This window comes from Flavobacterium anhuiense, assembly GCF_001705175.1.
GTDB classification, from domain to species: Bacteria; Bacteroidota; Bacteroidia; order Flavobacteriales; family Flavobacteriaceae; genus Flavobacterium; species Flavobacterium anhuiense.
This window is the reverse complement of record NZ_CP016907.1, coordinates 4,678,224-4,702,820: the sequence shown is the minus strand read 5'-3', so window position 1 is coordinate 4,702,820 and position 24,597 is coordinate 4,678,224. Positions and strand designations below refer to the sequence as shown.

General features: G+C 34.8%; 20 protein-coding genes. 10 read left to right on the top strand and 10 right to left on the bottom strand.

What is annotated here, in order from left to right; translation table 11 throughout:
• The first annotated feature begins 131 nt into the window (after positions 1-131).
• Both BB050_RS19825 and BB050_RS19820 read left to right on the top strand, forming a co-directional pair.
• Entirely contained in the window at positions 132-740 is a 609-nt protein-coding gene (locus BB050_RS19825) for a class I SAM-dependent methyltransferase (RefSeq protein ID WP_066034823.1), read from the top strand.
• 45 nt (positions 741-785) lie between these two features.
• Positions 786-1,733, top strand: a complete 948-nt coding sequence (locus tag BB050_RS19820; protein WP_236940375.1) for an aldo/keto reductase — start codon at positions 786-788, stop codon at positions 1,731-1,733.
• Positions 1,734-1,742: 9 nt separating this feature from the next.
• Here the strand turns inward: BB050_RS19820 and BB050_RS19815 are convergent, their stop codons facing one another.
• Both BB050_RS19815 and BB050_RS19810 read right to left on the bottom strand, forming a co-directional pair.
• Entirely contained in the window at positions 1,743-2,546 is an 804-nt protein-coding gene (locus BB050_RS19815; protein WP_008463560.1) for an AraC family transcriptional regulator, read from the bottom strand.
• A gap of 66 nt (positions 2,547-2,612) precedes the next feature.
• Positions 2,613-3,614 carry an SDR family NAD(P)-dependent oxidoreductase gene (locus tag BB050_RS19810; protein ID WP_066034822.1) on the bottom strand — a complete coding sequence of 334 codons (1,002 nt, stop codon included), beginning with the start codon at positions 3,612-3,614 and terminating at the stop codon, positions 2,613-2,615.
• Between the two features lie 311 nt (positions 3,615-3,925).
• On the opposite strand from BB050_RS19810, the gene BB050_RS19805 reads away from it, so the two are divergent.
• The 6 genes from BB050_RS19805 to BB050_RS19775 all read left to right on the top strand — a co-directional run bounded on the left by BB050_RS19805 (position 3,926) and on the right by BB050_RS19775 (position 9,586).
• Positions 3,926-4,624: a hypothetical protein gene (locus BB050_RS19805; RefSeq protein ID WP_066034821.1), complete on the top strand. Its 699-nt coding sequence runs from the start codon at positions 3,926-3,928 to the stop codon at positions 4,622-4,624.
• A 27-nt stretch (positions 4,625-4,651) separates the two neighbouring features.
• Positions 4,652-5,344, top strand: coding sequence for a DUF1266 domain-containing protein (locus BB050_RS19800; RefSeq protein ID WP_236940374.1), 693 nt, complete (start codon positions 4,652-4,654; stop codon positions 5,342-5,344).
• Between the two features lie 543 nt (positions 5,345-5,887).
• Positions 5,888-6,586, top strand: a complete 699-nt coding sequence (locus tag BB050_RS19790) for a DUF1826 domain-containing protein (RefSeq protein ID WP_066034818.1) — start codon at positions 5,888-5,890, stop codon at positions 6,584-6,586.
• 286 nt (positions 6,587-6,872) lie between these two features.
• The gene (locus BB050_RS19785) at positions 6,873-7,895 is read left to right on the top strand and encodes an META domain-containing protein (RefSeq protein WP_066034817.1); all 1,023 of its coding nucleotides are present in this window, start codon (positions 6,873-6,875) and stop codon (positions 7,893-7,895) included.
• 318 nt (positions 7,896-8,213) lie between these two features.
• Positions 8,214-8,723, top strand: coding sequence for a hypothetical protein (locus tag BB050_RS19780; RefSeq protein WP_066034816.1), 510 nt, complete (start codon positions 8,214-8,216; stop codon positions 8,721-8,723).
• A gap of 212 nt (positions 8,724-8,935) precedes the next feature.
• Positions 8,936-9,586 (top strand): hypothetical protein, encoded by a 651-nt coding sequence (locus tag BB050_RS19775; protein ID WP_066034815.1) that lies wholly within the window; start codon positions 8,936-8,938, stop codon positions 9,584-9,586.
• Between the two features lie 135 nt (positions 9,587-9,721).
• On the opposite strand, the gene BB050_RS19770 is transcribed toward BB050_RS19775, so the two are convergent.
• A complete protein-coding gene (locus BB050_RS19770; RefSeq protein WP_066034814.1) occupies positions 9,722-10,129 on the bottom strand; it encodes a helix-turn-helix domain-containing protein in 408 nt (135 codons plus the stop codon).
• Between the two features lie 182 nt (positions 10,130-10,311).
• Between BB050_RS19770 and BB050_RS19765 the strand changes: the two genes are divergently transcribed.
• Together BB050_RS19765 and BB050_RS19760 are read left to right on the top strand one after the other, a co-directional pair.
• A complete protein-coding gene (locus tag BB050_RS19765) occupies positions 10,312-10,908 on the top strand; it encodes a hypothetical protein (RefSeq protein ID WP_066034813.1) in 597 nt (198 codons plus the stop codon).
• A gap of 284 nt (positions 10,909-11,192) precedes the next feature.
• Positions 11,193-14,135, top strand: a complete 2,943-nt coding sequence (locus tag BB050_RS19760; protein ID WP_066034812.1) for an Ig-like domain-containing protein — start codon at positions 11,193-11,195, stop codon at positions 14,133-14,135.
• A gap of 305 nt (positions 14,136-14,440) precedes the next feature.
• Here BB050_RS19760 and BB050_RS19755 read toward each other — a convergent pair whose 3' ends face one another.
• Genes BB050_RS19755 through BB050_RS19725 form a run of 7 tightly spaced genes read right to left on the bottom strand, consistent with a single transcriptional unit; the run spans position 14,441 to position 24,596 of the window.
• The gene (locus BB050_RS19755; protein WP_066034811.1) at positions 14,441-15,745 is read right to left on the bottom strand and encodes an ATP-binding protein; all 1,305 of its coding nucleotides are present in this window, start codon (positions 15,743-15,745) and stop codon (positions 14,441-14,443) included.
• A gap of 3 nt (positions 15,746-15,748) precedes the next feature.
• Positions 15,749-16,567 (bottom strand): peptidoglycan-binding protein, encoded by an 819-nt coding sequence (locus BB050_RS19750; protein WP_066034810.1) that lies wholly within the window; start codon positions 16,565-16,567, stop codon positions 15,749-15,751.
• Positions 16,568-16,591: 24 nt separating this feature from the next.
• Complete coding sequence (locus tag BB050_RS19745; RefSeq protein ID WP_236940373.1) at positions 16,592-20,725, bottom strand: eCIS core domain-containing protein; 4,134 nt, start codon at positions 20,723-20,725, stop codon at positions 16,592-16,594.
• Positions 20,726-22,282, bottom strand: a complete 1,557-nt coding sequence (locus BB050_RS19740; protein ID WP_066034809.1) for an eCIS core domain-containing protein — start codon at positions 22,280-22,282, stop codon at positions 20,726-20,728.
• Positions 22,283-22,321: 39 nt separating this feature from the next.
• The gene (locus tag BB050_RS19735) at positions 22,322-23,182 is read right to left on the bottom strand and encodes a DUF6734 family protein (RefSeq protein ID WP_066034808.1); all 861 of its coding nucleotides are present in this window, start codon (positions 23,180-23,182) and stop codon (positions 22,322-22,324) included.
• Between the two features lie 11 nt (positions 23,183-23,193).
• On the bottom strand, positions 23,194-24,021 hold the full coding sequence (locus BB050_RS19730; RefSeq protein WP_066034807.1) for a DUF6734 family protein: 828 nt from the start codon (positions 24,019-24,021) through the stop codon (positions 23,194-23,196).
• Positions 24,018-24,596, bottom strand: a complete 579-nt coding sequence (locus BB050_RS19725; protein ID WP_066035236.1) for a hypothetical protein — start codon at positions 24,594-24,596, stop codon at positions 24,018-24,020. Before BB050_RS19725 ends, BB050_RS19730 begins: the two co-directional genes overlap by 4 nt.
• Position 24,597 lies beyond the last annotated feature (1 nt).

The following is a 24,597-nucleotide window of genomic DNA, read 5'->3' as shown; positions in this document are numbered from 1 at the left end:
CGGAATAATTTACCGCACTTTATTTTTACTTTTTTATTCTTATTATATCTTTATTTTTTAATGAGGTCTCCTAATTATTGAAACAATTGATGAGATCTTAGAAAAGAATTAACGGTTTAAAAATTGTAAAAATGGATAGAAAGAAACATTGGGAAAACATATATCAAACAAAAGATCTGACAGAAGTTAGCTGGTATCAGCCAGTTCCTCAGACTTCACTAGATCTATTTAAGCAATATAATATTCCCTTTCAAGCTAAAATTATTGATATTGGAGGCGGTGATAGCTTTTTGGTTGACGAACTTCTGAAATTGGGTTATTCAGACATAACTGTTTTAGATATTTCTAAAGAAGCAATTGCAAAAGCCCAAAACCGTTTAGGAAAAGAAGCTGAAAAAGTAAATTGGATCGTATCTGACATAACAGATTTCAAACCAGTTCATAAATATGATTTTTGGCACGATCGCGCCGCATTTCATTTTTTGACAGAAGAAAAAGATATTCTGAAATATCTCCAGATTGCCAGTGAAGGAATAAACAAAAATGGAATTTTGACAATTGGTACTTTTTCTGAAACAGGACCAACAAAATGCAGCGGAATCGAAATCAGACAATATTCTGAGAAATCTTTGGCAGAACGGTTTAAATCAAACTTTCAATTGGTGGATTCTTTTACAATTGATCATAAAACTCCTTTTGAAACTATTCAGAACTTTATATTTGGTGTTTTTAGAAAATAATATATTACTTTTAGCTGATTATGAATTGATTAATGTACCAAAAATATGAATTTTCAAAACCCAAAAAACGAAATAAGCCGACGCAAGTTTTTACAAAATAGTTCATTAGCGACAGCTGGAATTTACTTAGGTATTTTAGGTATGCCTAAACTGTTCGGAAATGTCTTGATAGATAAAGAGCCTAAAGGCATTCCAGATGTTAAACTGAATAATGGTCTAAAGATGCCTATGCTCGGGTTTGGAACTTATGGGCTGAGTGGTGAGATCTGTCAAAAATCTGTCGTTGAAGCTATATCTGCAGGTTATCGCCTTATTGATACTGCAAAAGTATATGGAAACGAGATAGAGGTAGGCAAAGCTATAAAACAAAGCGGCATTGACAGAAAACAGCTTTTTGTTACCTCAAAACTTTGGGTTGATGATGCAGGTTATGAAAATGCAAAAAAGGGTTTTGAAGAAACACTAAGAAAATTGCAGGTGGAATATCTGGATTTATATCTAATACACCGTCCGAGAGGCGATGTAAAAGGATCTTGGAAAGCAATGGAAGAACTCTACAAAGCAGGAAAAATCAGAGCTATTGGCATAAGCAATTTTGATCCTGCACAGTTGGCCGATCTATTGTCTTATGCACAGGTAAAACCAGTTGTGAATCAGATAGAAACTCATGCTTATTTTCAGCAGTCCAATGATTATAAAGTGCTAAAGCAGCATACTATACAGATGCAGGCATGGGCACCTTTTGCAGAAGGGCGCAATGGTCTTTTTACAAATGAAACATTAACTCAAATAGCTAAAAAGCATGGTAAAAATACTGCACAAGTTAGTCTAAGATGGCATTATCAGCGTGGTATTGTTGCCATTCCGAGATCTTCTCAAAAAGCCCATATTATAGAGAATCTAGATATATTCAATTTCAAGCTTGATGATGCTGATATGAAAGCGATTGAAAAATTGGATTTAAATAGAACTCAATTTCCAGAATGGAGTTAAAGATGCTTTTTAAATCAGCTGCTTGGGAGAAATGCCATATAGTTTTTTAAACGCGTATGAGAAATGAGATAAGTTTTCGAAACCTACTTCAAGATACACATCGATTGGCTTTTTCTTTTTTTCTGCCAATTGATAATAGGCCAATTCAAGTCTTTTATGTGTAAGCCATTTTTGAGGAGTAGTATTAAAGTGCTTTTTAAAGTCTCTATTGAATGTTGACAAACTGCGACCGGTAAGATAGCCTAGTTTTTCCAAAGGCATGTTGAACATAAAATTACGTTCCATAAAACCAATTAGATCGATTTTTCCAGGTTCATCAAAATTAGCGAGTACATTGTCAACATTTTTGTCGATTGCTCTCAAAATGCTTAGAGCTTCGGTTATTTTTAAAGAAGCCAAATCTTCTGAGAAATGGCTTTTCAAATCAAAATAAGGCACAAGCGAAGCCAGGCAGCTTTCTAACAAAGGATGATTATTAAAACTATAAATTTTATTTTCAGGTATCGGTTTCTTTACAAGTTCGATATTCTGATAAAATTTTTTTAGCCGTTCAACAGAAAGATGCATTACAACCGTTTTGTGCGGTTCTCCGTTTGAGGGATAATTGATTATAGTTGCAAGCTGGTTTCTTGGTATTAAAAAGATATCTCCTTTCTTAAAAAGAAAGGAGGCATCATATTGTATAATTTTTGTTTCACCAGAGATAAACCAAATGAGCATATGATCATCAAACATGATATCTGATTTAAAGAATTTGTCTTCATAGCAGGAAAGTTTAATTTCTGGAGTTAAATATCTTGATATGTGATCCATAATTGATTTGATTATTTTATGATTACAAAGATAGAAAGTATCATTTCTTTTTGTTCAAAACCCATATTAGTTTACAGAGGCTAATGACACACCAGTCATTTGTTCACTTAAATCCCATAATTTTTTAGCATTGGTTTCGTCTAAAGAATAGGGCTGGACACCATATATTCCGATGCTTTCTTCTGATGCTAATGGAGCAATATCTGCATCTTCACAATAAACACCTCCAATATGGTCCAGTAAAGGACTTGTAGCGCACCATATAGTTGTGGCTGCGCCTTGCGGTATTGACTTTAATCTTGCAACAACTTCAGGAAGCATATTGCCCTCTGCATCTAAGAAACCCATTTTTTGAAATAATTCTACTGATGCTTCTCTTCCTAGTTCTGTGCCTCCAATTGAGCCAGGATGAAGCGAGTAAGCTCTTATATGGTGCGCTTTTATGCGATTGTCCAGCTCAAGAGAAAATAAGTTGCATGCCGTTTTTGACTGTCCGTACGCTTGTAAAGTTTCATACTCGCGATGAAGAAAATTAGGATCTTCAAAGTTGAAAGGCGACATATGGTGTCCAAGTGAAGATACATTAATGACTCTCGCGCCGTTGGCTTTTTTAAGAGCAGGAAAAAGCTTTAGCGTCAAATGAAATTGCCCTAAGTAATTCGTAGCCAATTGCGATTCGATTCCGCGACTGTCTCTGCGTAAAGGAACCCACATAATCCCAGCATTATTTATAAGCAAATGCAAAGCTCTTCCTGACGAGATAAATTTATCTGCAAACACGGTAATAGAATCAGGATCTATAATATCCATTGCTTCGATTTCTACATTTTTTATGCCTTTCAAGTTATTGTTAGCTTTTTCAATATCCCTTGCAGCTACGATTACTGTCGCGCCCGCATTTGCAAGTGTTTTGGTGGTTTCAAGACCTATGCCTGCATTTCCGCCTGTCACAATTACATTTTTTCCCTCAAGACTAATTCTTTTGATCACATCAGTTGTTGTTGACGATGCATTAAATCCTGAATTGAGCGGCTGTTGTAATGCTCCTTGATAATTGTTCTGTATCATTTTTTTAATTATTAAAAGTTATGATGCAAAGTAAGGCACACTTTGGAGTTCTGACTTTGCTTAAAAAGTCAATTTACTTTGTTCAAAATGTCGTTTAAAGCTTGACTAAAAATTTCTACCCAAAAATGCCAAGTAATTAAAAACGGATTTATAAAAAGTATTTGCGTATATCCAATCGTTTCAAGCGAATTTATATCTGCTTAAATTCTTATTTTCTTTTTTCTAAAATTTGTCTTGAAATATCGTTTTGCTTTGAGATAACAGTAAACCCAGCAAAATATCTAAAACCAAATTAATCAAACAAAAAAAGCATGAGCACATTAATTTTTATTCCAATTGTATTGGTAATTGCAGGCGTAGTTTTTATGATTTATGTAAATAAGAAACACAAGACTGCAAAAGGAGAAATTGATTTAAATTTTGAACGAACAAAATATGACCAATACAAACAAGAATTATTGGCTAATGATTTTTCACAATTAAAGCATTGGATGAAAGGTAAAGCTATAGATGCATTTACTTCTGCATCTGTGCCACAATCTACAAGCAGTAAAGTTCAAGAAATTGTTACCGATGGTCTAAAAAATGCAGCATTATCTACCATTGGTGTAAAACTGAGAAGAGTAGAAACAGATTGTTTTTGGGTTTTGAGCGGAAGCGATTTGCATTTCTTTACTACCAATACGGTGGGCGAATTAGACGAGCATATTGTTTTTGATAATTTCAGAATTGAAGATGCTAAACTTGAATATGGAGGCGTTTTGAAATCGCAATTGGGCGTTTATTCTAAATCTTCAGAAGAATATTTGCCCAAAACACACGTCATCACTTTTTATATTGACGGAAGTCCGTTGTCGCTTGAAATTCATGATAGGCTAAATTATGTAACTGCTCCCGAAGATATGCTGAACTTGAAAAAACAATTGGAAACTAGAGCCAAATATCAAGTAGTTGGCGAAAGATTTCTCGATATTTTACAAAACAAAGTTCCTCATTTAAAAGTAGCATAAAGAGTTATGGGATTCTTTTCAAAAATTTTGAATTCATTTCAATGCCTTAGATTAAATAATCAAAATGCTGTAAGAGGCTATTTATTAGATCATTTACTTGTTGGCTCCATGTATGCAGAACAGCAGTCGGCTTACTTGAATTCTTATGAAACAGGTTTGAATAGATCTAATATTGTCACATTGGCTGAAGAGTATTGGGGAATCTATAATAGAGAGCAAGCTATTGAAGTGCTGCAAAATCTGCACGACAGAAACCAAGACGAAAATATGGAAATCGTTTACCGAGCATTTGAGGATAGCGAAAATTATGTGGACATTTTAAAATCTAATCTGCCAAGAGAAGAAGGCTTGTTTGAACATTACATAGATTTATTTAGACAGCTTAATAATACGATTCCAGAACTAATGGAACAAAACATCATCACGGATTTTTCTCAAATAAAAAAGACAAAAGACAGTGGCTGGAATTACGGAAGAGGTGCTTTCTTAGCGCGTTGCTGTTACGATTTGGGTTATCTTTCAGAAAATGAACTCAAAGAATATTTAGAAAAATGCCACACCGATTTGAAGAAATACTGTACTACTTGGAAAGAATACACCACGAGCTATATTTTTGGAAGAGCCGTTTGGGGCGGTTCAAACAACAGCGGAATGATACAGATTGCAAATGACTTGCTTACTAATGATAATAGTCCGCTTAAGAATAAAACATATCTCTAAAGGATGCCGAATAAAATAGTTCGGGGTTTAAAGAAAAAAGTATTGTTGGGGGCAATACTTTTTACAATTACTTATATGGAGATTTGCTGGTCGATGGGAAATTTTTCTGAAAGAATATCATTGGGTTTTTTAGATTGTTCTTTTGTTGAAAATGTGTATTTAGCGTCTCTACTGACGGCCGTTTTCTTAGCAATAGTGTTTTTGGTATTTTCTTTTATTAAAAAGATCTATTTAAAAAGCGTAATTGAGCTGATAATCTTTATTCCAATTTGGGTTTTATTGAATTACGTCATTTTAGCTGACCGCAAATCTTCATGTAGTATTGGCATTTTTCAAGAAGAATTATTCTATACTATTTTACTTTCTATTGTGCCTGTTTTGGTAATATCGATTGCGATTGTAATATCTGCAATTATATCCCAAGGATAAAAAAAGCAGTCATAGAAAACTATTATCTAAAAAGCTTCTGCAAAATATTTTTCAACTGCCCGCTATTGCATAATTTTGTAAGGTAAGGAAGCCATTAGCTTCTTATATTTTACTATGAGCAATACATTTTCTGAAAATAGTCAAATAGGAGTGGTGCCAACCTTTTCTGAACTAGTGCATACCGATTTCAAAGGAGAAATGAATGCGTTATGCTGGAAGAGAAATTTGGATGGCGATTTTAAAGAAATTGTAGCCAAGCTGTCTTTAAAAGAAAATATAACCGAAGTTTCTCCAGAAGATCTGATGGCGCTTCACCTCTCAGAAAAGGGAAATATAGCGAGAGAAACAATCTTAAATGATTTGCAATTATTAGCCGATTTTGGAGCTTCGCCTTCGCTAAATTTACTGAAATGTTACGAACGCGATGATGAATTTGATTTCATTTCGACCGATGTGTATTCGTTTCACGTAGACCGTTCACCCATTGCAACCGACACTTTTTTATGCACCTATCACGGAGCGGCAAGCGATATTGTGGCTAATTTGCAAGTAGAACAAAAAATCTTAATTCCAGAAATTAGAGCAAAACTCAAAGAACTGCATGATGGAACAGAAGAGGAGTTTGAAGACTTTTTAAAAGAAAATTACTTTGATTTGCATTATCAGCTGCATGAAAATGCAAAACCTATTAATTTAGGTTTAGGACATCTTTGGCGCTTGGCTGTAGATCATCCAAAGCAAGAAGTACTGCCTTGTGTGCATAGAGCGCCTGTAGAAAATGATGGAGAATATCGACTGTTGCTGATTTGTTAGACAGTTTTAAAGAGGATGCATTTCCAGATATGTCAGTTCAATGTAAACACATGTAAAAATCCTATAAAAACATTCTTAAATGTAGTACAAAGAAGATTTTTTGTTCTTCTGAAACAAAAAAACTGATTATCAATATAGTACTTTAATTATTAAAGAAAAGACAGGTTTTTGCGATAATAAAGAAAAGTTAAAAGCATTCTTAATTTTAAAGTGGCACAATTCCTGCCTGCAAAAAAATCATTGAATAATCAGAGCGCTTAATCGGTGTTCTAAAAAATTAAAATAAATGAAAAGATTTAAATGTATGTATGTTTTTGTGGTAGTGTTATTGTCAACATTTACATATGGTCAGGAAAGTTTAAAAATGTTTGTGAAAGAAAGTAAAGCGCCATGTACGGGAGTTGCTCCTATGGAATGTCTGCAAGTAAAGTATGATAATGACAAAGAATGGCAGTTATTTTATGATCATATTGAAGGTTTTAATTTTGAAAAAGGAAATCGATATGAAATTCTGGTAACGAAAACAAAAAGACCAGAACCAATTCCAGCTGATGCTTCTGCATACCAGTATAAACTGAAAAGCATAATTTCTAAAACTCCTGTAACTAAGGAAAAAGGAATTTATGATACCAAAATGATTTTAACCCAGTTAAACGGAAAAAAGGTAAATAACGGAAAAGCATTTATCACAATTAATGACGAAACCGGTACAATAAGCGGTAAAAACGGATGTAATAATTTCAACGTAAAATACACGAAGCTTTCTTCAAAAAATCAAATCAAGACCAATTCTCCTATGGGAACTTTAATGGCTTGTAACGACGAAAGCATGAAATTGGAAAAAGAGTTTAACGCTGCAATAACCAATAAAAAGTTCAAAATTGTAAAGAAAAACAATACAGTGTACTTTAAAAATACTAAGAACAAAGTGGTTATGGAATTTTCTATTCCAACTCAAGACCAACTTTGGAGTTTTATTGCCAAAAATAATTGGAAACTAATCGCATTAGAAAATGTTGGGCAAGATTACGGAAAAGCTTCTATTAAGTTTAATCCATCAGAAAAGAAAGTAAGCGGCAATACAGGTTGTAACAGCTTTGCTGGAACTTACGAAACTAGTGGTGATCATATTACTTTTGATAAAGTAGCTGCTACATTAATGGCATGTATTGGTGAAGAAGGAAATAAAACAGAACAAAAAATGCTATTTTATTTAAACAATAAAGACCTGCGTTTTGATGTAGCAGACCAAACTCTTAATTTTTATCTAAACGATAAATTGGTCATGATGTTTGGCATTACAAAATAAATTTAGTTTTATAAGTCATCTTATAATATTTGATGATTTATATAAAATGATTAGAAAACCAGTGAAGTTGATTCACTGGTTTTTTTATGGATAATTATTATTTTTATAGTAAATCGTAAATTTCGCTTGCACAAAGCGTCTTCGCTCGTGCCCAATACATAAAATCAATTCGCTTTATGAGTATTAAAGATAAACTGAAAGTTTTTTAACTACGCAAAAAGAGTGCGTACTACAAAAATATCTTTGTTTCATAATTAATTAACGAAACTCAAAAAATGGAAAGTAAAACTTAAACAAAATTTTTAAAACGAAAAGCATATGAAAGATAATATTATAAAAATACCAGCAAACAATAATGAAATTAATTTGTATTGTTTCCTCGGAGAAGCTGTATTAAAAACTCAACTAGCTGAACAAGCGTTGAGTCATTCAATTACTCTTAAGATGAATCCCACAGAAACAAAAGAACGAGCAGATGAATTTTTAAAACAAAACCAGAGTTATACTTTTGGTCATGCCATTAAAATTGCAATTAAGGAGGAACTATATAATGTGCCATTGCAAAATAAATTAAATGCTTTTTTACAGCAAAGGAATTGGCTGATTCACAAAGTTATTTGTGGAAATGAAGAAAAATTTAATGCCGGAAATATAGGAGAGGAACTGTTTCATAAAATTAAAACGATTTCAGACAATGCAGAAAGTATTCAACGTGAAATAGAAAATGATTTGATACACTTTTGTTCTTCTAAAGGAAAAGATATGACAGAAATTCAAGCATTATTAAAATTACAAGAACAAGGAATAAGAATTCGAAAGAGCATTTAAAAACTTAGCTAATCTCGTCGGTGTAGTCCATGCGGTCATTTATATCATTTCTAGAGATGATTATCATAAACGAATTTCTGAACTCAAAACGACGTTGATGAGCGAGACGCTCGCGCCATCTTAGGAAATCATATTCTTGCATTCTTATTAAAATTTTGTATAGTTATGATTTGCTAACATTTTTAATTTTATCTTACTAAAAATAACTTGATATGGAAAAAAGTAAATTTGAAAATAATTTTGTAGAAAACTTGAATAAAAATTTCCCAAGGTTTTCTAAATACTTTGAATTTAGATTAGAAGTGTTTTGTGAATTCAATACATTAATATACGAGATAAATAAATGTATGATTCTTGAGTTAGATAGGGCAGCAATTACTCTGACGAATCATATGTTAGAAAGACTTTTAAAGCTTGCTTTAATTTATAACGAAGTTGGAATAGGTCCAATAGAAATTGATAAATGGTCAGAAACTTTTGAAGAACCTAATACAAATTATGGATCTATAGATTTGGGGAATTCAATTGAAAGGTGCAAAAAAAATGGATTAATTACTGATAGAGAAAAAAAGCATTTGTTTGACACAATCCGTGTATTACTAAGAAACGGATTTTCACATGCTGATCCGAGTAATATCCTAGCAAATTTGCCAGATGCAACAATAATGTATCAAGGAAGTTTGACTAATCCTCATGCAGAACTAAAAGAAGTTTCTATAAATCAAAAAACTATGCCAACTTTCCAAGCAATACAAATGGGAGAGTTTGCAAAAAATAGTTCACACCCTTATTTTGATTTCGTATTTAACTTGATATTTAGAATTGAAAAAAGGTTAAAGGATAAGTTCCAAGCTACTGAATAATATAGGAGTGTTTTAGCGTTCTATTCTCCTAATTTATTATCAGGTTACATACGTATATCATTACCTTAATTAATTGTTGCTTTTAAAAGTTTATAATTATATTTTTTGAAATATGAAAAAATAGTTGCCCCTGAATTACTTCCCAATCAATTTCTCCAACCTAACCATCATTTCATCTTTCTCTTTCAACATCCTTTCATACAAAGCAATCTTTTCTTCATGAAGTTGAATCAATTTATCAATTGGATGAATATTAATTGTTCCGTAATTAAATGAATTAGCGAAAGCGTGTTCTCCAAAAGTATTAGAAATAATATTTATCGCTTGTTCCTCATCAAAATTCTGAAAAGCTTCAACAGGAATCTTCAAAACAGCTGAGATTTGTTTTAGTAGGTTTTCTTCAATAACATCTTTTTGCTCCAGCATAGAAATTTTCTTTTGGTTCCAGTCTTCGCCCAGATCATAAGCCAAAGCTTCCTGCTTTATGTTAAGCATTTCTCTAAAACGTTTTACGTTTCTTCCCTGATGTATTTTCTGTTCCATAATGAATATTGAGTTTTCTGAAGATTCAAAGATAAAGCCATTTGGGCTAAAAATCGTGAGTTTCAAAGATAAAAAAATATTTCAAAGAAGAATTATTTTGTAAGAATATTATATCTGTATTTCGAATAGATTATCCTTTAGAAAGAATAGAATTTTGCTTTAGAATTTTAAATCTATAAGCCATGAAAAAGAATAAAACAACCTTCGAAACTAGCTTCTGGGCAGGGTATGCAGCGGGAAATCCGTTTAAGGCAATCGATGCTTTTTTTGCTTTTGCACATCTGGATTACTACAAAAAAAGTTTAACCGAAGCGGTGCTATACAGCTATAAAACAAAAGTCTACAAACAGGACAATCCTTCGGATGTTTTTGTTTTGTATACCGTTATCAAATCTTTCCTCAAGGTGTGTTTCTGTCTAAAGGAGAAAAGTAGAAAATGGAAAATAAAAGATTCTCTGCGATCTGAAACGGTTTTTCATCTTTCTTCTCTAACAAAAGAAGAATACGAGAATCCATTTTTGGTGTTTCAAAAAGCATTTGCAGAAAAAACGCTAGAAGAATTTGAATCATTTCTATACCAAATCCTTGAGCTTTCATTGTCTCCACATTCCGCAGATTCCGAGCCCGATTTGATGACGCCATATATTCATATAAACAAAATGCTTGATGCAGTAGAACTCATAAGAGAAAGGGGAGTTGAGAAAATCAAGAAAAGGAACCCAATCACGCAGATTTATCTCCGTAACGATAGCGCGGATTTGCAATCAAACAATTCTTGAGGAATAAATGAAAGTAAATTTTCATAAGCAAATAGGATTAGAAAAGAAGGTTATTTTTTTATATTGTCATTTTCAAGACCTTAAATTATCAAATTTGTATCTATATTGGTTCTTGATTTTTTATTTTGGTTTAAAATGTATTTTGTTGATTGTTAGTGTTTTATGTTAATCAAATCGTTGCCTTGATCTTGATTTTTTGTCCACTTTTACCTTAGTTTCTTTTTTAAGTATAGTTTCGTTATGACCTTTTTGTAAGGCGCTAACTATTTAATAAACCAAAATTTATGAGAAACAAATTACATTATTTTTTTTTGAGAAGAGTCCAATATTGCCATATTATATTATGGTTTTTTTTCCTTCTCTTTGGTTCAGGTTCCTATGCCCAACGCGGTTATTATGATGCACCTTATAAAAGGTACGAAGCAAATTTAGGCCAATTGTCTAATGGTGCTTCAGTTACTGCAAAATCATACAGTCAGGCCGATCTTCAGTCAGAAGCCTCAGATCAGCAGTGTGTGAATATGTCTGCAACAAATGCGACCGTTCAATGGACGCTTAGTGAAGCCGCTGACGGATTAGTAATTCGCTATAGCGTTCCTGACGGACAATCCGGAACTATTGGGGTTTATAATGGTAACACAAAGCTTACAACGCTTACCTTGACTTCAGTCTGGTCTTGGGAATATTTGTGGAGCAACGGAAATCCGAACAATAACGGAATTACAAATCAAAACCCAAGAATGCGTTTTGATGAAGTTCGTTATAAACTTTCTGCTAAAATTCCTGTAAACGGAACATTAAAATTGGTGAGAGAATCAGGTAATGTTCATATTGACTTTGCAGAAATGGAACCGGTACCAACAGCTGTTACAGCTCCTGCAGGTGCCGTAACTTACTCTGGAAACGGAAGTGATCTTCAGACTTTTATTGATGCAAATGGCGGGAAAAAAATATTTCTTCCAGCTGGGGTTTATAATGTTAACCGAGAATTATATTTTGGTTCAGCAAACACTTCGCTAATTGGTGCAGGAATGTGGTACACACAGATTAATTTTACCAACACCAGCAGTTTAAATGGAGGATTACGTGCCAATGCGAGCAACATTTCATTCACAGATTTATACCTGACAACAAATTCGGCTTCGAGAAGTAATTCTTATAAAGCAATAAACGGAGTTTTTACAAGTGGTTCTATAGTAAAAAATATCTGGGCAGAACATTTTGAATGTGGTGCTTGGATTGCACAATATAATTCTGGTGGGCCAGCAATTGCTGACGGATTTACATTATCGCACTGTCGTTTTAGAAATAATTATGCTGATGGAATCAATCTTTGCAAAGGAACAGCGAATTCAATTGTAGAACATTGTAATTTTAGAAACAACGGAGACGACGATCAGGCAATTTGGTCTGCTGACGGACTCGAATGTATCAATAATACATTTCGATACAATACTTCAGAAAACTGTTGGCGCGCTTGTGGACTTGCTATTTATGGAGGGAAAAATAACAAAGGTTACAATTTAATCATCAAAGATAATCTGGAAGCAGGAATCAGAGTGAGTAATAATTTTCCGGGAGCACCATTTAACAACGATGGTATGCACGAAATTCATGATATTACCATAACAGCCTGCGGAACTTTTAATGATACCTACAACAATCCGGTGGCGGCAATTGATATTTTTAGTGCAACGAATGCTGGAAGTCAGGTTAAGAATGTTCAGCTTTACAGCATTGATATTATAGATTCAAGAAACGATGCAATTTCTATTAGTAAAAGATCGGGAGATGGTATTTATAATCTTTCTTTTAAAGACATAACCGTTAACGGAACGGGTAAAGAATATCCAAATAACAATGCATTGAACAGAAACTGGGGCAGAGGCTATTTTGTACTTATTGCAGGTTCTCCAAGCGGAAATGGCACCTATTGCAATATGAATTATTCTAATAGAGGCGGAAATGCCACAACTAACGAAGAAATTAGTGCAATTGGTACATTTTCATGGACGCAGAGCGGAAACTGTTCCACTACAAATGTTCCGGTTTCAGGTGTAACGCTTTCGCCAGGAGCAGTAACTCTAGGTGTTGGCGCTACACAGCAATTAACTCCTACTATTTCTCCGGCCAATGCCACCAATAAAACAGTAAGTTATAGTTCAAATAATACTGGTGTTGCAACAGTAAGTGGTTCAGGTTTAGTAATCGCAGTTGCTTCGGGATCGGCTACCATTACAGTAACGACTCAGGATGGTAATAAAACGGCGACTTCTGCAATAACAGTAAATTCATCAAATGTGGCCGTAACAAGTGTGAGTTTAAGTCCTTCATCAGCAACATTAGCTGTAGGCGGAACACAGCAGCTAACACCAACAGTTTTGCCTTCAAATGCAACTAATAAGTCGGTTAATTATACTTCAAACAATACAGGTGTGGCAACGGTTAATTCATCAGGATTAGTCACTGCAGTTTCAGCGGGTACTGCTACAATTACGGTAACAACAGTTGACGGAAATAAAACAAGCACTGCAGCAATTACTGTAAATGCTGCAACAGGAAACTATTTTACCATTAAAAACAAATGGACAGGCAATTATTTATATGATGCCGGAAACAATGTAGGATATGGTCCAACAGTGGCAAACAATACTTACAAATGGGAAAAAGTGGCTATTGATGGCACTTACTATATAATTAAAAATGTAGGTACAGGAGATATAATGCATATTGAGAATTTAACTGGTGCAGTACAATGTACAGCAGGTCAGTCCAGCTGGTGGAGCGCGCAATGGTCTTCTGAAAATGTAGACGCAACCTGGGTAAGAATCAAAAATAGATGGCAGACAGGAGCGATGATTCATATTGAAAATCTAAATGGTTCTGCGCAATATCTTGGAGGTCAAAATAATTGGGAAAGTGCACAATGGCAGTTTGAAAACACTTCGACAGCGAAAAAAGTGAATACTCCTGAAGTTACAGTTGAGAATTCTATGGTTAGCATTTATCCAAATCCTTCAGTTAATAATGAATTTAATATTGTTTTGCCAGAACTGGAAGCAGGTGATACAGCAACTGTAACAGTTACTGATAGCAGCGGAAGAAAAGTTTTGGTAAACAAAATCAGTTCATCTTTAAAAATCAGCCATCATTTAGGAGCTGGAATATATATTGTGACAATTAATTCTAATGCTTTTAGTGTTTCTAAAAAATTGATTGTTAAATGATAGGATTAAAATTTAGAAAATGAACTTCAGACGAATTTATAATTAAATTTCACCATAATAAGCTCGATATTGTATCGGGCTTATTTTTTTTTCAGCTCTCTAAAGAATTCTTATAAAAACCAGCTCACAAAGATTTATCCCCACAACGATAGCGCGGATTTGTAACCGTGCTCTTAAAGATTGGTAGTTATTTTTTGTAAAAAAAAAACAACGATAGCACGGATTGCAAATCCGCGCTAACGAGTATTTATCGGCAATACTTTTGATGAAAGTGTTAGTTTTAGGTTTGTCGTTGCCATATTCCATTACATCATTTTTCCTTCTTTTGTATATTCTTTTTTAATTCCCTGAAGCAGATGATTTAAGTTGATGCTTTTGTTTTGGTCTTCTAAAGTTCTCAGACAAGCATATTGAATGATGTTGACAATGTTGGCGCCCGTAATGTCGTATTTTTTTGAAAGCTCTTGAAGATTTACATCCTCGGCAATTTTAATTCCTTTTGGCAGATTATTTTGCCACAGTTTCAAACGTTCGCCATAAGAAGGCACTTCAAACTCAATTATAGATTGAAATCTGCGGGTAAAAGCAGCATCTATATTGGTTTTAAAATTAGAAGCCAAAATCACCAATCCGGGATGATTTTCTATGCGTTGTAATAAATATGAAACTTCCTGATTGGCGTATTTATCATGCGCGTCACGTACATTGGTTCTTTTTCCGAAAACCGCATCGGCTTCGTCAAAAAACAAAATCCAATCTTTATCGGCCGCTTTATCAAAAAGAGAGGAAAGGTTTTTTTCGGTTTCGCCAATGTATTTGGAAATTACCATTGACAAATCAATTCTATAAACATCTCTGTGAGTATATTTTCCTAAAAGTGAAGCCGTAAGGGTTTTTCCCGTTCCAGGCGCGCCGTAAAACATGACTCTAAAACCGGGTTTTATTTTGGCTTTCATATTCCATTCGTGAAGCAGAATATCGTTGAATTTAAGCCAAGTTTCTATTTCTTTTATCTGATTTAAAGTATTGGAATTCAAAACCAAATCGTCCCAATCTAATTGCGTTTCTATTAATTGGGCAGGGAAAATGCTGCTCAGTTGTGGTTTCAGGATTTTTCCGGTTATAAATTTTTCGATGTATTCATCTTCTAAAATTAATAAACCGCTTAGTTTAGGTTCGCCATTCGCGACCGCTTCTATTTTGATAATGCCTTTTTGATACAGAAAAGATTGATTATGCAGGTAATTGTAGAATGAAATTCGGTTTTCGAGATCATTTCCAGCAACTAAAAACTGTGCCGTTTCGCCTGTTGGCAAAATGCCGCGATGATTTTTTGTTTTGATTCCGCCAAACTCAGGCAGTTCGCCGCCATTTGGCAAATATTCGGCAATAATCGAACTCAGAAAATCGGGTTTCATATGCGGAACCAGAGCTAATCCCAAGATAAGAATGTCAATTTCTGAAAGATTATTTTCGATAATAAATTCGTCAATAAAACCATTCGCCTCAGTTTGATCTAAAAAAGGTTTTTCCGTTGGATTTTCGACCTGAAAAAGAGTATCAAGCTGAAATACAAATTGGTTTTTGATATAGGTAAATATATTTTCCATTTTCTATACTAATGATTCGATTGAGAAAAAATCAAGCTTAGATTGTTTATAATTTCTGATTTTGTCCATAACAGCGTTTCCGTTATGAGAACCGCCAGAATTAGTATTGCCTTCAATAGTTTCGATGGTGTCGGCATGAACAGCAGTTACAATTCCGGTGTGAATCCAGTCGTTTGGCGTTTTTTGAAGAAGAAAAATATCACCCGGTTTTATCAAAGCCGAATTGGTTCTGGCCGTTTGATAACGCGTTAGTATTTTTTTCTGAAGACCTGTTGTTCCAACAGTATCGCAGCTATAAGTCAGAGGCATTAACGTTTTAAAATTTTTTCCTTGAATAGAAGCTGCCTGGTCGACAATAGCCTGAACAAATCCCATGCACCAAAACCAATCCGTTCCTTCATGTCCGTCCATATAGCTTCGAACCCAAGGTCCTGTATTGCTTTGGTTGTTTATGACAAGTTCAAAAGGTTGATTTTTGAGATGATTTTTGGCTGTATTGAGAATTAATTCTCTCAGATTACTTCCAGATATTGAACTTTCAAATGCTTTTTTAAGTGGCGATGCCAATTTATCAAACAGGTTTTGATCTACATTTCCGTTTTGAGGCAAACCATTGAATTTTTGATAATTCAATACTGCTTTTTCTGTAGCATGACCAAAATCGCCATCAATACCTGTTGCCGTTCCCGAACCAGGATGCTGCATAGCAAATAAATTAAGCAAAGACTGAATTTTTTCGACATCTTTCTTGTTATTATTTACTCCATTTCTTTGTTGTGTTGCTTTAATAAGCAGCTCTTTTTGGTAGAATGTTTTTTGCATGACTAATGTTTTAGATGTTTTGCTTTAAGAATCTTGTGATGCTGTAGTTTGATTAGGTGCTAAAGGGTTGGTGTCATTTTTGTTTGATGTAACTTCATCTGCAACCTTATCAGCTTCAATTTCATATTTATCTTGAGATTTGCCGACATTGAGTTTTGGCAAAAGTCTTCTGCTATCTAGTCTTCTTCTTCTTTCTTCAACCGTTAACAATTCGTCTGTTACTAATCTAAGAACATCGTGAAATTGCTGTGTTGCTGCATCTTCAATTTGGTTTAGTGTAGGTTTTGGAGCTCCAGCTTCGCCTCTTCTTTCACCATTGCTTTTTGAACAACCTGGCATTTTTTTAATGTTTTCGTTATTTACTGCAGTGTGAGTTCTTGTAACCGCAGTGTCTTTAGCATTTTCTAATGCTCGGAGAATTTGGCCAAGAATCTCCGCACCGCTTGACAATGCATTTCTGTCTCCTGCTTCATATCTAATTCTTTCTCTATTAAACATTTCAGAAATATTAACAGCTCTAACAGCTGCTGTAAATTGTCCACTCACCACATTATCCTGAACGGTTTTCTCACGAGCAGAATCATAGTAAATCATTATAGTAGTTTGCTGATTATCTTCACTCCAACCTCTTTCAGGAAGATATAATGCCAAAGCTTCCCATAAAGATCTTCCTGTCGCAAAAGGCAAGATATGCTCTGATTCAAGCCAGAAAAGTTCTGGTCCTGATCTCAAACTTGAACCTTGAGAACCGTGTCTTGCAATATTGCCAATGTTTGGTGCACTTGTACCCGGCTCATTGCAATTTGGTTTTTTCTTGGTTTTTTTACCTGTCATCTGAACAATAGGAGCATATTCAAACTCCCAATCTTCACCAGCATCTGCAACAGAAGAAATATTTATAACCGATGAATGATCTCTGTTAACTTTATCCTTAATGGCTTGAGCCTCATCAGCAGTAACTTCTCCACCGTCAGCTTCTTTTTCACTTTCTGAATCAATTTCTGCCAAAGCTCCTGCAATAGGTCCTGATGAAGTAGCTGCTTCTGGTTCGTTTCTTCCCATCACTCTGTCCAACAACGCCATTCCTCTATCTACAGCCTGATTCACTAACCAAGTCAGCGCCTCATCAACCATTTGGCGAACAGCGACGAGCATTTCGCCAATTCTTGCTCCAATACCTGTTAAACCGACTTGATTGGCCAAGAAGCCTATCACGACTGGCATAGCTTGTCCCATGGTTCTTTCTAGATAATCGGCGGCTGTGGCGACATTGCCTCGAGCTAAGTCGGCTACACCATTGACAAACGAATTGACCACTTCGAGCATTTCGCGTAAGTATTTTATAAAACTTTGAATTGCGTTAAAGAATGCCATAGCACCATTTATCACAGCCATTATTCCGGTTGGGTCTAACATGCTTAAAAGTCTGGCCGTAATTCTATTGACAATACGTTCCATGACAAAGTTTTTCACGGCATCGAGAACGGTATTCCATAAATTGCTCAGCTGTTCTTGTATTTTGTCCCAAATGGCCGCCATACCGCGTTCTTGAACATCTTTAATAAATGTCCAAATGCCTTCAAGCGTATTAATCATACTGCGGATTCTAGCTACTCTTGCAGGGCCAATGCGAGGATGAGCGGCTAGTTTTTCCCAGATTCTTTCCATCGAGATATTCAGCACTTCCATAATCCAAGTAATAACACCGCGTAGAGAGAAATCAGTAAGTACTGGAATATTGGCATCTTTGAGTTCGTTCATTAGCCAACCCGTTACACCATTGATTAGGTGGGTAACAATATTGTCAAAGAATTGTACAAATCCTTGTTTAAGTGCTCGCAGTATATTTTTTAAGAAACCAATTGGGTCTTTCTTAATATCATCAATAGCTTCTAAAGCTCTGGTAATGATATTTCCGATGAGATCGAATGGGAAATTCATGATTTCGAGAATAGCCATAATCACGATTCGTACAATTTCTGCCACGAAAGCAATTAATCGGCCAATAGGTTCTCCAAATTTCTCAATGATTCTCATGAAGGCATCTATTGGATGAATAAGGTCATCAATAGACATAGAATCCCAAATATCGGTAAAGAGCTGTATAATAGATTGTGGCGTCATGTTGAGCGTCTCTACAGCCGCTTCAATTTCGCCTGCAATTCTGGCTATTGCACCAGACTCGACCATTTGTGCATATTGTTCTTCTCCGCCATCCATAAGGCTCATAAAACCTCTTATCATATTTGGAACTGTGCGAGGTACGACTTCTTGTGTAAAAGGATCTTTTCCGATAATTACTTTTACTAGCGAATACCCTCTTACGGTAGCGGCCTGAGCGGAAAGCCATCCTAATAGTGACTCCTTAACAAGCTCTAATACTTTTAACGCCACACCTGAAGCAAAATCCCAAACTCTTTGCAGGAAGTCTCCAGCTTGAGTGGCAAGCGCAGAGAGATTATCTGCAATATTGACCAAATTGGATGGCTGAATAGCATCCCAAGCTGCGGTGATAAGTCCGCGAAGTTCGCCAAGTAAGGAGTTGAAAGTTCCAACCTGAGTATCAAGCCAATCGGCAGTTTTTTGCAGCGTGCCTTTTTCACGCATTTGCTCAAGTTCAGTCTGCTTGTCTATGAGTATTAAGAAATCTTCTAATATTTCCACCGTTGTGGCATTTACAGCCTCATCTCGTAATGGATCGTATTTGATTATTTTTTTAATTAATGACCAAGCTTTGTTTTCTGCCAATAAAGGTTCAGCAACATTAATTAAGGCTTCTTTTATCCAAGTAATTACCTGATCGACTGTAGCGCTTACGAAAGAAGTTATTCTATTAACTACTTCATTGAATTTTTCTGTAACTAAATCAATAATGCCTGTGTAAGGAAATGATAATTCATCCCAAACTTCTTCAACTAAATCAAGAATACTGTCAATTGTTAGTCCCAGTTCTCCTAGTTTTCCTTCTACCCAGTCAAAAACCTGCTGTAAAATTCCATATTCCTGAAGCTTGTCAAATATGGTAGTTCCAAACGGAATAAGTCCCATTAAGCCTTCAACCAGATTAATTGGAGTTCGTTCTACATCAATTTGACGTAACGGGTCATAACCGATTATAACGGTAAATAAAGTGTAACCTGGAATATGCCTTGCCTCATCTATAATCCAATCTGGAACTAAATCGAGGAATGAACCTTGAATCATTTCTGGAGCAGGGGAGATGGGTTCTGGTTTTTTTCTAATTGCCGCTCCCTGCTGTACGGTATGCGTTAATTCGTGGGCGAGTAAATGCTTGCCTTCTTTTGAATTTGGATTGTATTTTCCTTCGTTAAAATAAATATTATTTCCCGTAGCAAAAGCCTGAGCGCCTAATTGCTTGTTCATTTGAACAGCATTAGAGTCATTATGTATGCGGACATTGCTAAAATCGGCTCCAATGCCAGATTCCATTTCGGTTTTTATTTTTCCAGATAGAGGAGAACCTCCGCCTTTACTGCTGTTTAGCTTGGATTCTATATTAGAATTATCGCTAGGATTGGCATCGCCAGCAGCGCTTTTTTGCAGTTGTTTTTCTTCGTCTGAGGTTTGTTTTTCTTCTTCTTTTTTCTGCTGTACATTTTCTTCTTCTCCTTTGTTTTGAATTAAAGGTTTGATTACTGGAGTACTTTTTGAAACTTTTTCAGGTTTTTTGACTTCTTTTTTATTCTGAACCGTTTCTTCTTTTTTCTGAGTTTTGTCTTCTAGTTTATGCTGAATTAACGTTTTAGATCCAGAAAAAGCGGGATTAATTTCTCGTTTTTCGGTTATTCTAGAATCAAGTTTATTTTGGATTAAATCGGTTTTGAGTTGTACAACAGGTGTTATGGTTTGAGTTGAGGTTTTTTGTTGCGCTTCTTTATTTTTTTCTTCTTGCTTTTGAACATTGCGGGCCAGTTTCTTTTGTACTACCGGCGATGGCGAAAAGAATGAGTCTGCTTTTGGCGTTTGTTTATTGGCCACCACGTGGTCTGCGACCCTATCGGCTTCTACTTCAAATTTATCGTTAGATTTTCCGATATTCAATTTTGCCTGAACACCAAAAAAAGATTCCTTCCCCTTGTCATGATGTGACGAGGAGTGCGGAGAATTTGATTTTGGTATTTGTTTTAATGTTGGCATCTAGTTAGTTACGCTAAAAATTCCTTTTAAATTTGGACTACCTCCAGGATTAATTACTTGAATCTCTACTTTAAAGAAGATACAGTCTTTGGTTTTTACTGCAAATGATTGTGTTTCTGTTCTGCCAACATCATATCTTCTGCTAGTTTTACGTATTGTGCCTCCTTGTATAGCTGTTAATACTATATGATAATGTTTTGCATTATGTGGTTTGGCCCAATTTGCTGTTGAAGTTATTTTAAAATTTCCTTTTGAACAGAAAGTTGTAGATGGCACAGAGGTATCATCGACATTAAAATCCCTAGTTTGCGGTAATTGAGACGCTTCACCACAACAATTATCATCACCTCCTTTTTGTCCTACCAGTTTATTGTCTAAAGCTCCTATAGTTTCCGGTCCGACAATACCGTCAATTTTATTCAAACCATTTTCTTCTTGGAAGCCTATTACTGCATTTCGTGTTTCGCTTCCAAAATCGCCGTCTGCTCCAAATTTTGGTAAATTTTGACCTGCTTTCATTAGACCTTGCTGCAATTCTGAAACATATTGCCCTTTTTGACCGGTAGAAATAAGCATCTGATTATCATTAGCTTTTTCCAATGGCGGATTGCCTTTAAACTGTGGGTTTTCTGGTCTTTCTGCATGTAAGTCTTCTGAATGGTTTTCCATAGACGATTTTTGTATTGTCGCTGATTTTTTTTTGGATCCAGTCTGCTGAATCGTATGTGTAAGTTCATGTGCTAGCAGATGTTTACCTTCTTTGGATTCTGGATTGTATTTTCCTTTATTGAAATAAACATCATTGCCATGCGTGAATGCTTGCGCGCCCAATTCTTCGCTCATTTGGACAGCTCTACTGTCGGTGTGGATGTTTACATTGCTAAAATCGGCTCCAAAACCCGATTCCATTTCGCGCTTTGTATTTTTGTCCATAGCGTTGCCGCGGCCTTTAGAGCTGTTGAGATTACTTTCTACGTTTTCATCAACTGAATTCGATTCATTTCGTTTTGCTTGAACTGTTTTTTCTTCTTTTTTCTGAGCCTTTTTATCTTCGTTCTCACATTCAGCACATTTTTTCTGTACTTTTTTGTCTTCTTCCTTATCCGACTTCTTCTGAACCTTTTTGTCTTCTTCTTTTTCGCCCTTTTTCTGAACTTTTTTATCTTCTTCTTTATCCGATTTCTTTTGGACTTTTTTGTCTTCTTCTTTTTCGCCTTTTTTTTGAACTTTTTTATCCTCTTCCTTATCCGATTTCTTTTGCACTTTCTTGTCTTCTTCTTTTTCGCCTTTTTTTTGCAGAGGCTGTTCTTGTGCCAAGTCCTTTTTTTGAACTGTCGAAATGGTTTCTGCAAGAGGTTTTTGCTGTACAGCTTCTTCGCTTCTGGTTTGCAGTAAACCTCCAGTTTTGCGTTTGTTGACTACTTTATCAGCTACATTGTCGGCTTCTACTTCATATTTGTCTCCTACAGTGCCCGTAGTTAGTTTTTTTTGAACTTTTGGTCCAAAAAAAGTAGAAGGGGAGTGATTGGCTATTTTCTTTTGTTCAAACTCTCTCATGATTATTATTTTATCATTTTGAAATACTAATTTGTTTCTCTAAACAAACTGCAGATTATTCGCGATAACACCTTCTTTCTCTAATGCATTTTTTAATTGCTTATACCAATACGGAAATATTTTAGAGAGTCGAAGTTCAATTTCATCAACAACATATTTGTCATATTTTTTCATTCCAAAAAAATGAGAATACCCAATACTATCGGCATGTTTTCCTTGTTCGGTTATATTGTCACCTTTCAAAAGCATTGTCGGAGTATTGTTTTTATAATTTAACAGCGATGCAAGTGTATATTGTTCGATTAAGATGCAGGTTTCATAACCTTCTTGTTTTAATTCAATAAAGCTTTCTTGTTTTTCAATATATATTTTCTCCAAGTCGTAATAGCTTTTTATAAATTCGTCACGGAGCTTGAGATCGTTAAAACCAAATATGCCACAGTTATACGAATAGCCCAAATTGGTATGCCAGTAAGGAAGATTTTTAGTGTATTTATTAAAAAACTCTACCTGCTTCTTATAATGGATTTCATAAGTGTCTTCTTTGCGTTCTACTATAACACCATCAAAACTAAAATCTATCTTTTTCTTAATAAAGATGTCGGTGTCTATGTGAATAAATGGTTTTGTTTGAAGTTCCATAGCATTGATTTTTGATTTCATCCAAAGTTCAATTCTATTGTCGTTTTGTACTTTGGTAACGGCACAAGGAAGCATATACAGGAATTTATAGCCTATTTCGTCTACATAAAGCTCAATTTCATCATACCACAAATGGCTATATAATATACTTAGAGCAGTCATGTAGATCGTTTCCTTTAATTTGTCTCCCATATTCCATCTGTTGTTTGTTATAGGAAGCACATCAAGGCTGTAAATCATCTTGTGTTGTTGTTTCATACCGTTTTATTTTAAGCTATGCCTTCTTTTTCTAAAGCATTTTTTACTTCTTTGTACCAATACGGAAACAGTTTAGAAAGTCTATTTTCTATTTCCTGAACAATGTCAATTCTGTATTTTTTTTGGCCTGCAATGTGCGTGTAACCAATTCTATCTGCTAGCTGGCTGTTTTCGAACAGGTTTTTTTTCCACAGCAATAATGTTGGCTTAATATTTTTATGATGTAATAGTGTTGCCAGATTATACTGCTCCAAAACAATGCAAGGTTCTATTCTTGTTATCCCCGGATTATTATTTTTTATAAAAATTTCTTCTAAAGCATAATAGGCTTTTAAAAACTGATCCCGAAGTTCTAAGTCTCTAAAACCTAATACGCCACAATTGAAAGCATATCCTAAATCGGGTTTCCAATAATCTAGATCCTGAGTATATTTATTAAAAAAATCCAAGCGATATTGATACATGCCGTACAGTTCGTAATCATTTTGTTCAACAATTACTTTATCAAAATCAAAATTTATTTTTTTCTTTATAAAGGCGTCATTATCAAGGTGAATAAAAGGTTTCGTCTGTTTTTCCATAACATCAATCTTCGATTTCATCCAGATGACAGCGTCTTTATTGCTGCTAATTTTAGTCACTCTGCAAGGAAGCATATACAGAAACTTATAAGCCGTTTCATCAGCATAAAGTTCAATATCCTTGTACCATAAGTGGCTGTATAGTATGCTTAGAGCAGTAGAATAAATAGTTTCTTTAAATTTATTGCCTTCATTCCATCTATTGTTGCTGATAGGAAATGCATCTAAGCTGTAAATTATTCTAGGCTCTTCCTTCATAAAATATTTTTTTTAATGGTATGAATTAAGTTTTTCTCTTCCAGAAAAGTTACATTGTTGTACAAAGAAGCTTTACGGCTATGTTTGTACAATCGTCTCCATTGATAATCGATACCCTTAACTGCTGAAGTGTTGAGATGTATCTCAGTATTATGATTTTTTTTGCTTTCTTCAAATGAGGTATGCCAGACCATTTTGCCCAACAAAGGTGATTGTATATAAGTTGAATTTGAAAAATCCCTTTGAAAGCTGTCTATATTAATTGAATTTTCTCCAACTCTGAAAATATGCACCAACGCTTCGCCATTTTTTGTTTTATAATATTTTGAGATGTATCTTTTTGTCTCCAATTTGTTCATCATGGGCTGTAAATCCAGTTCGTTTTCAAAAATCAGATCGATATCATTAATGGTAATGTCATAATATTCGCGAAGATTGAGATAGTCTGCAACACCTCCGCAAAAGACTACTTTAGAAAGATTTACATTATTGAATAAAAACTCTAAAGCCATTTGCTGAAGGCCGCGAATATTTTTTTTGTCGTATTCTAAAAAAGAGGTGTTATCAATATTCATA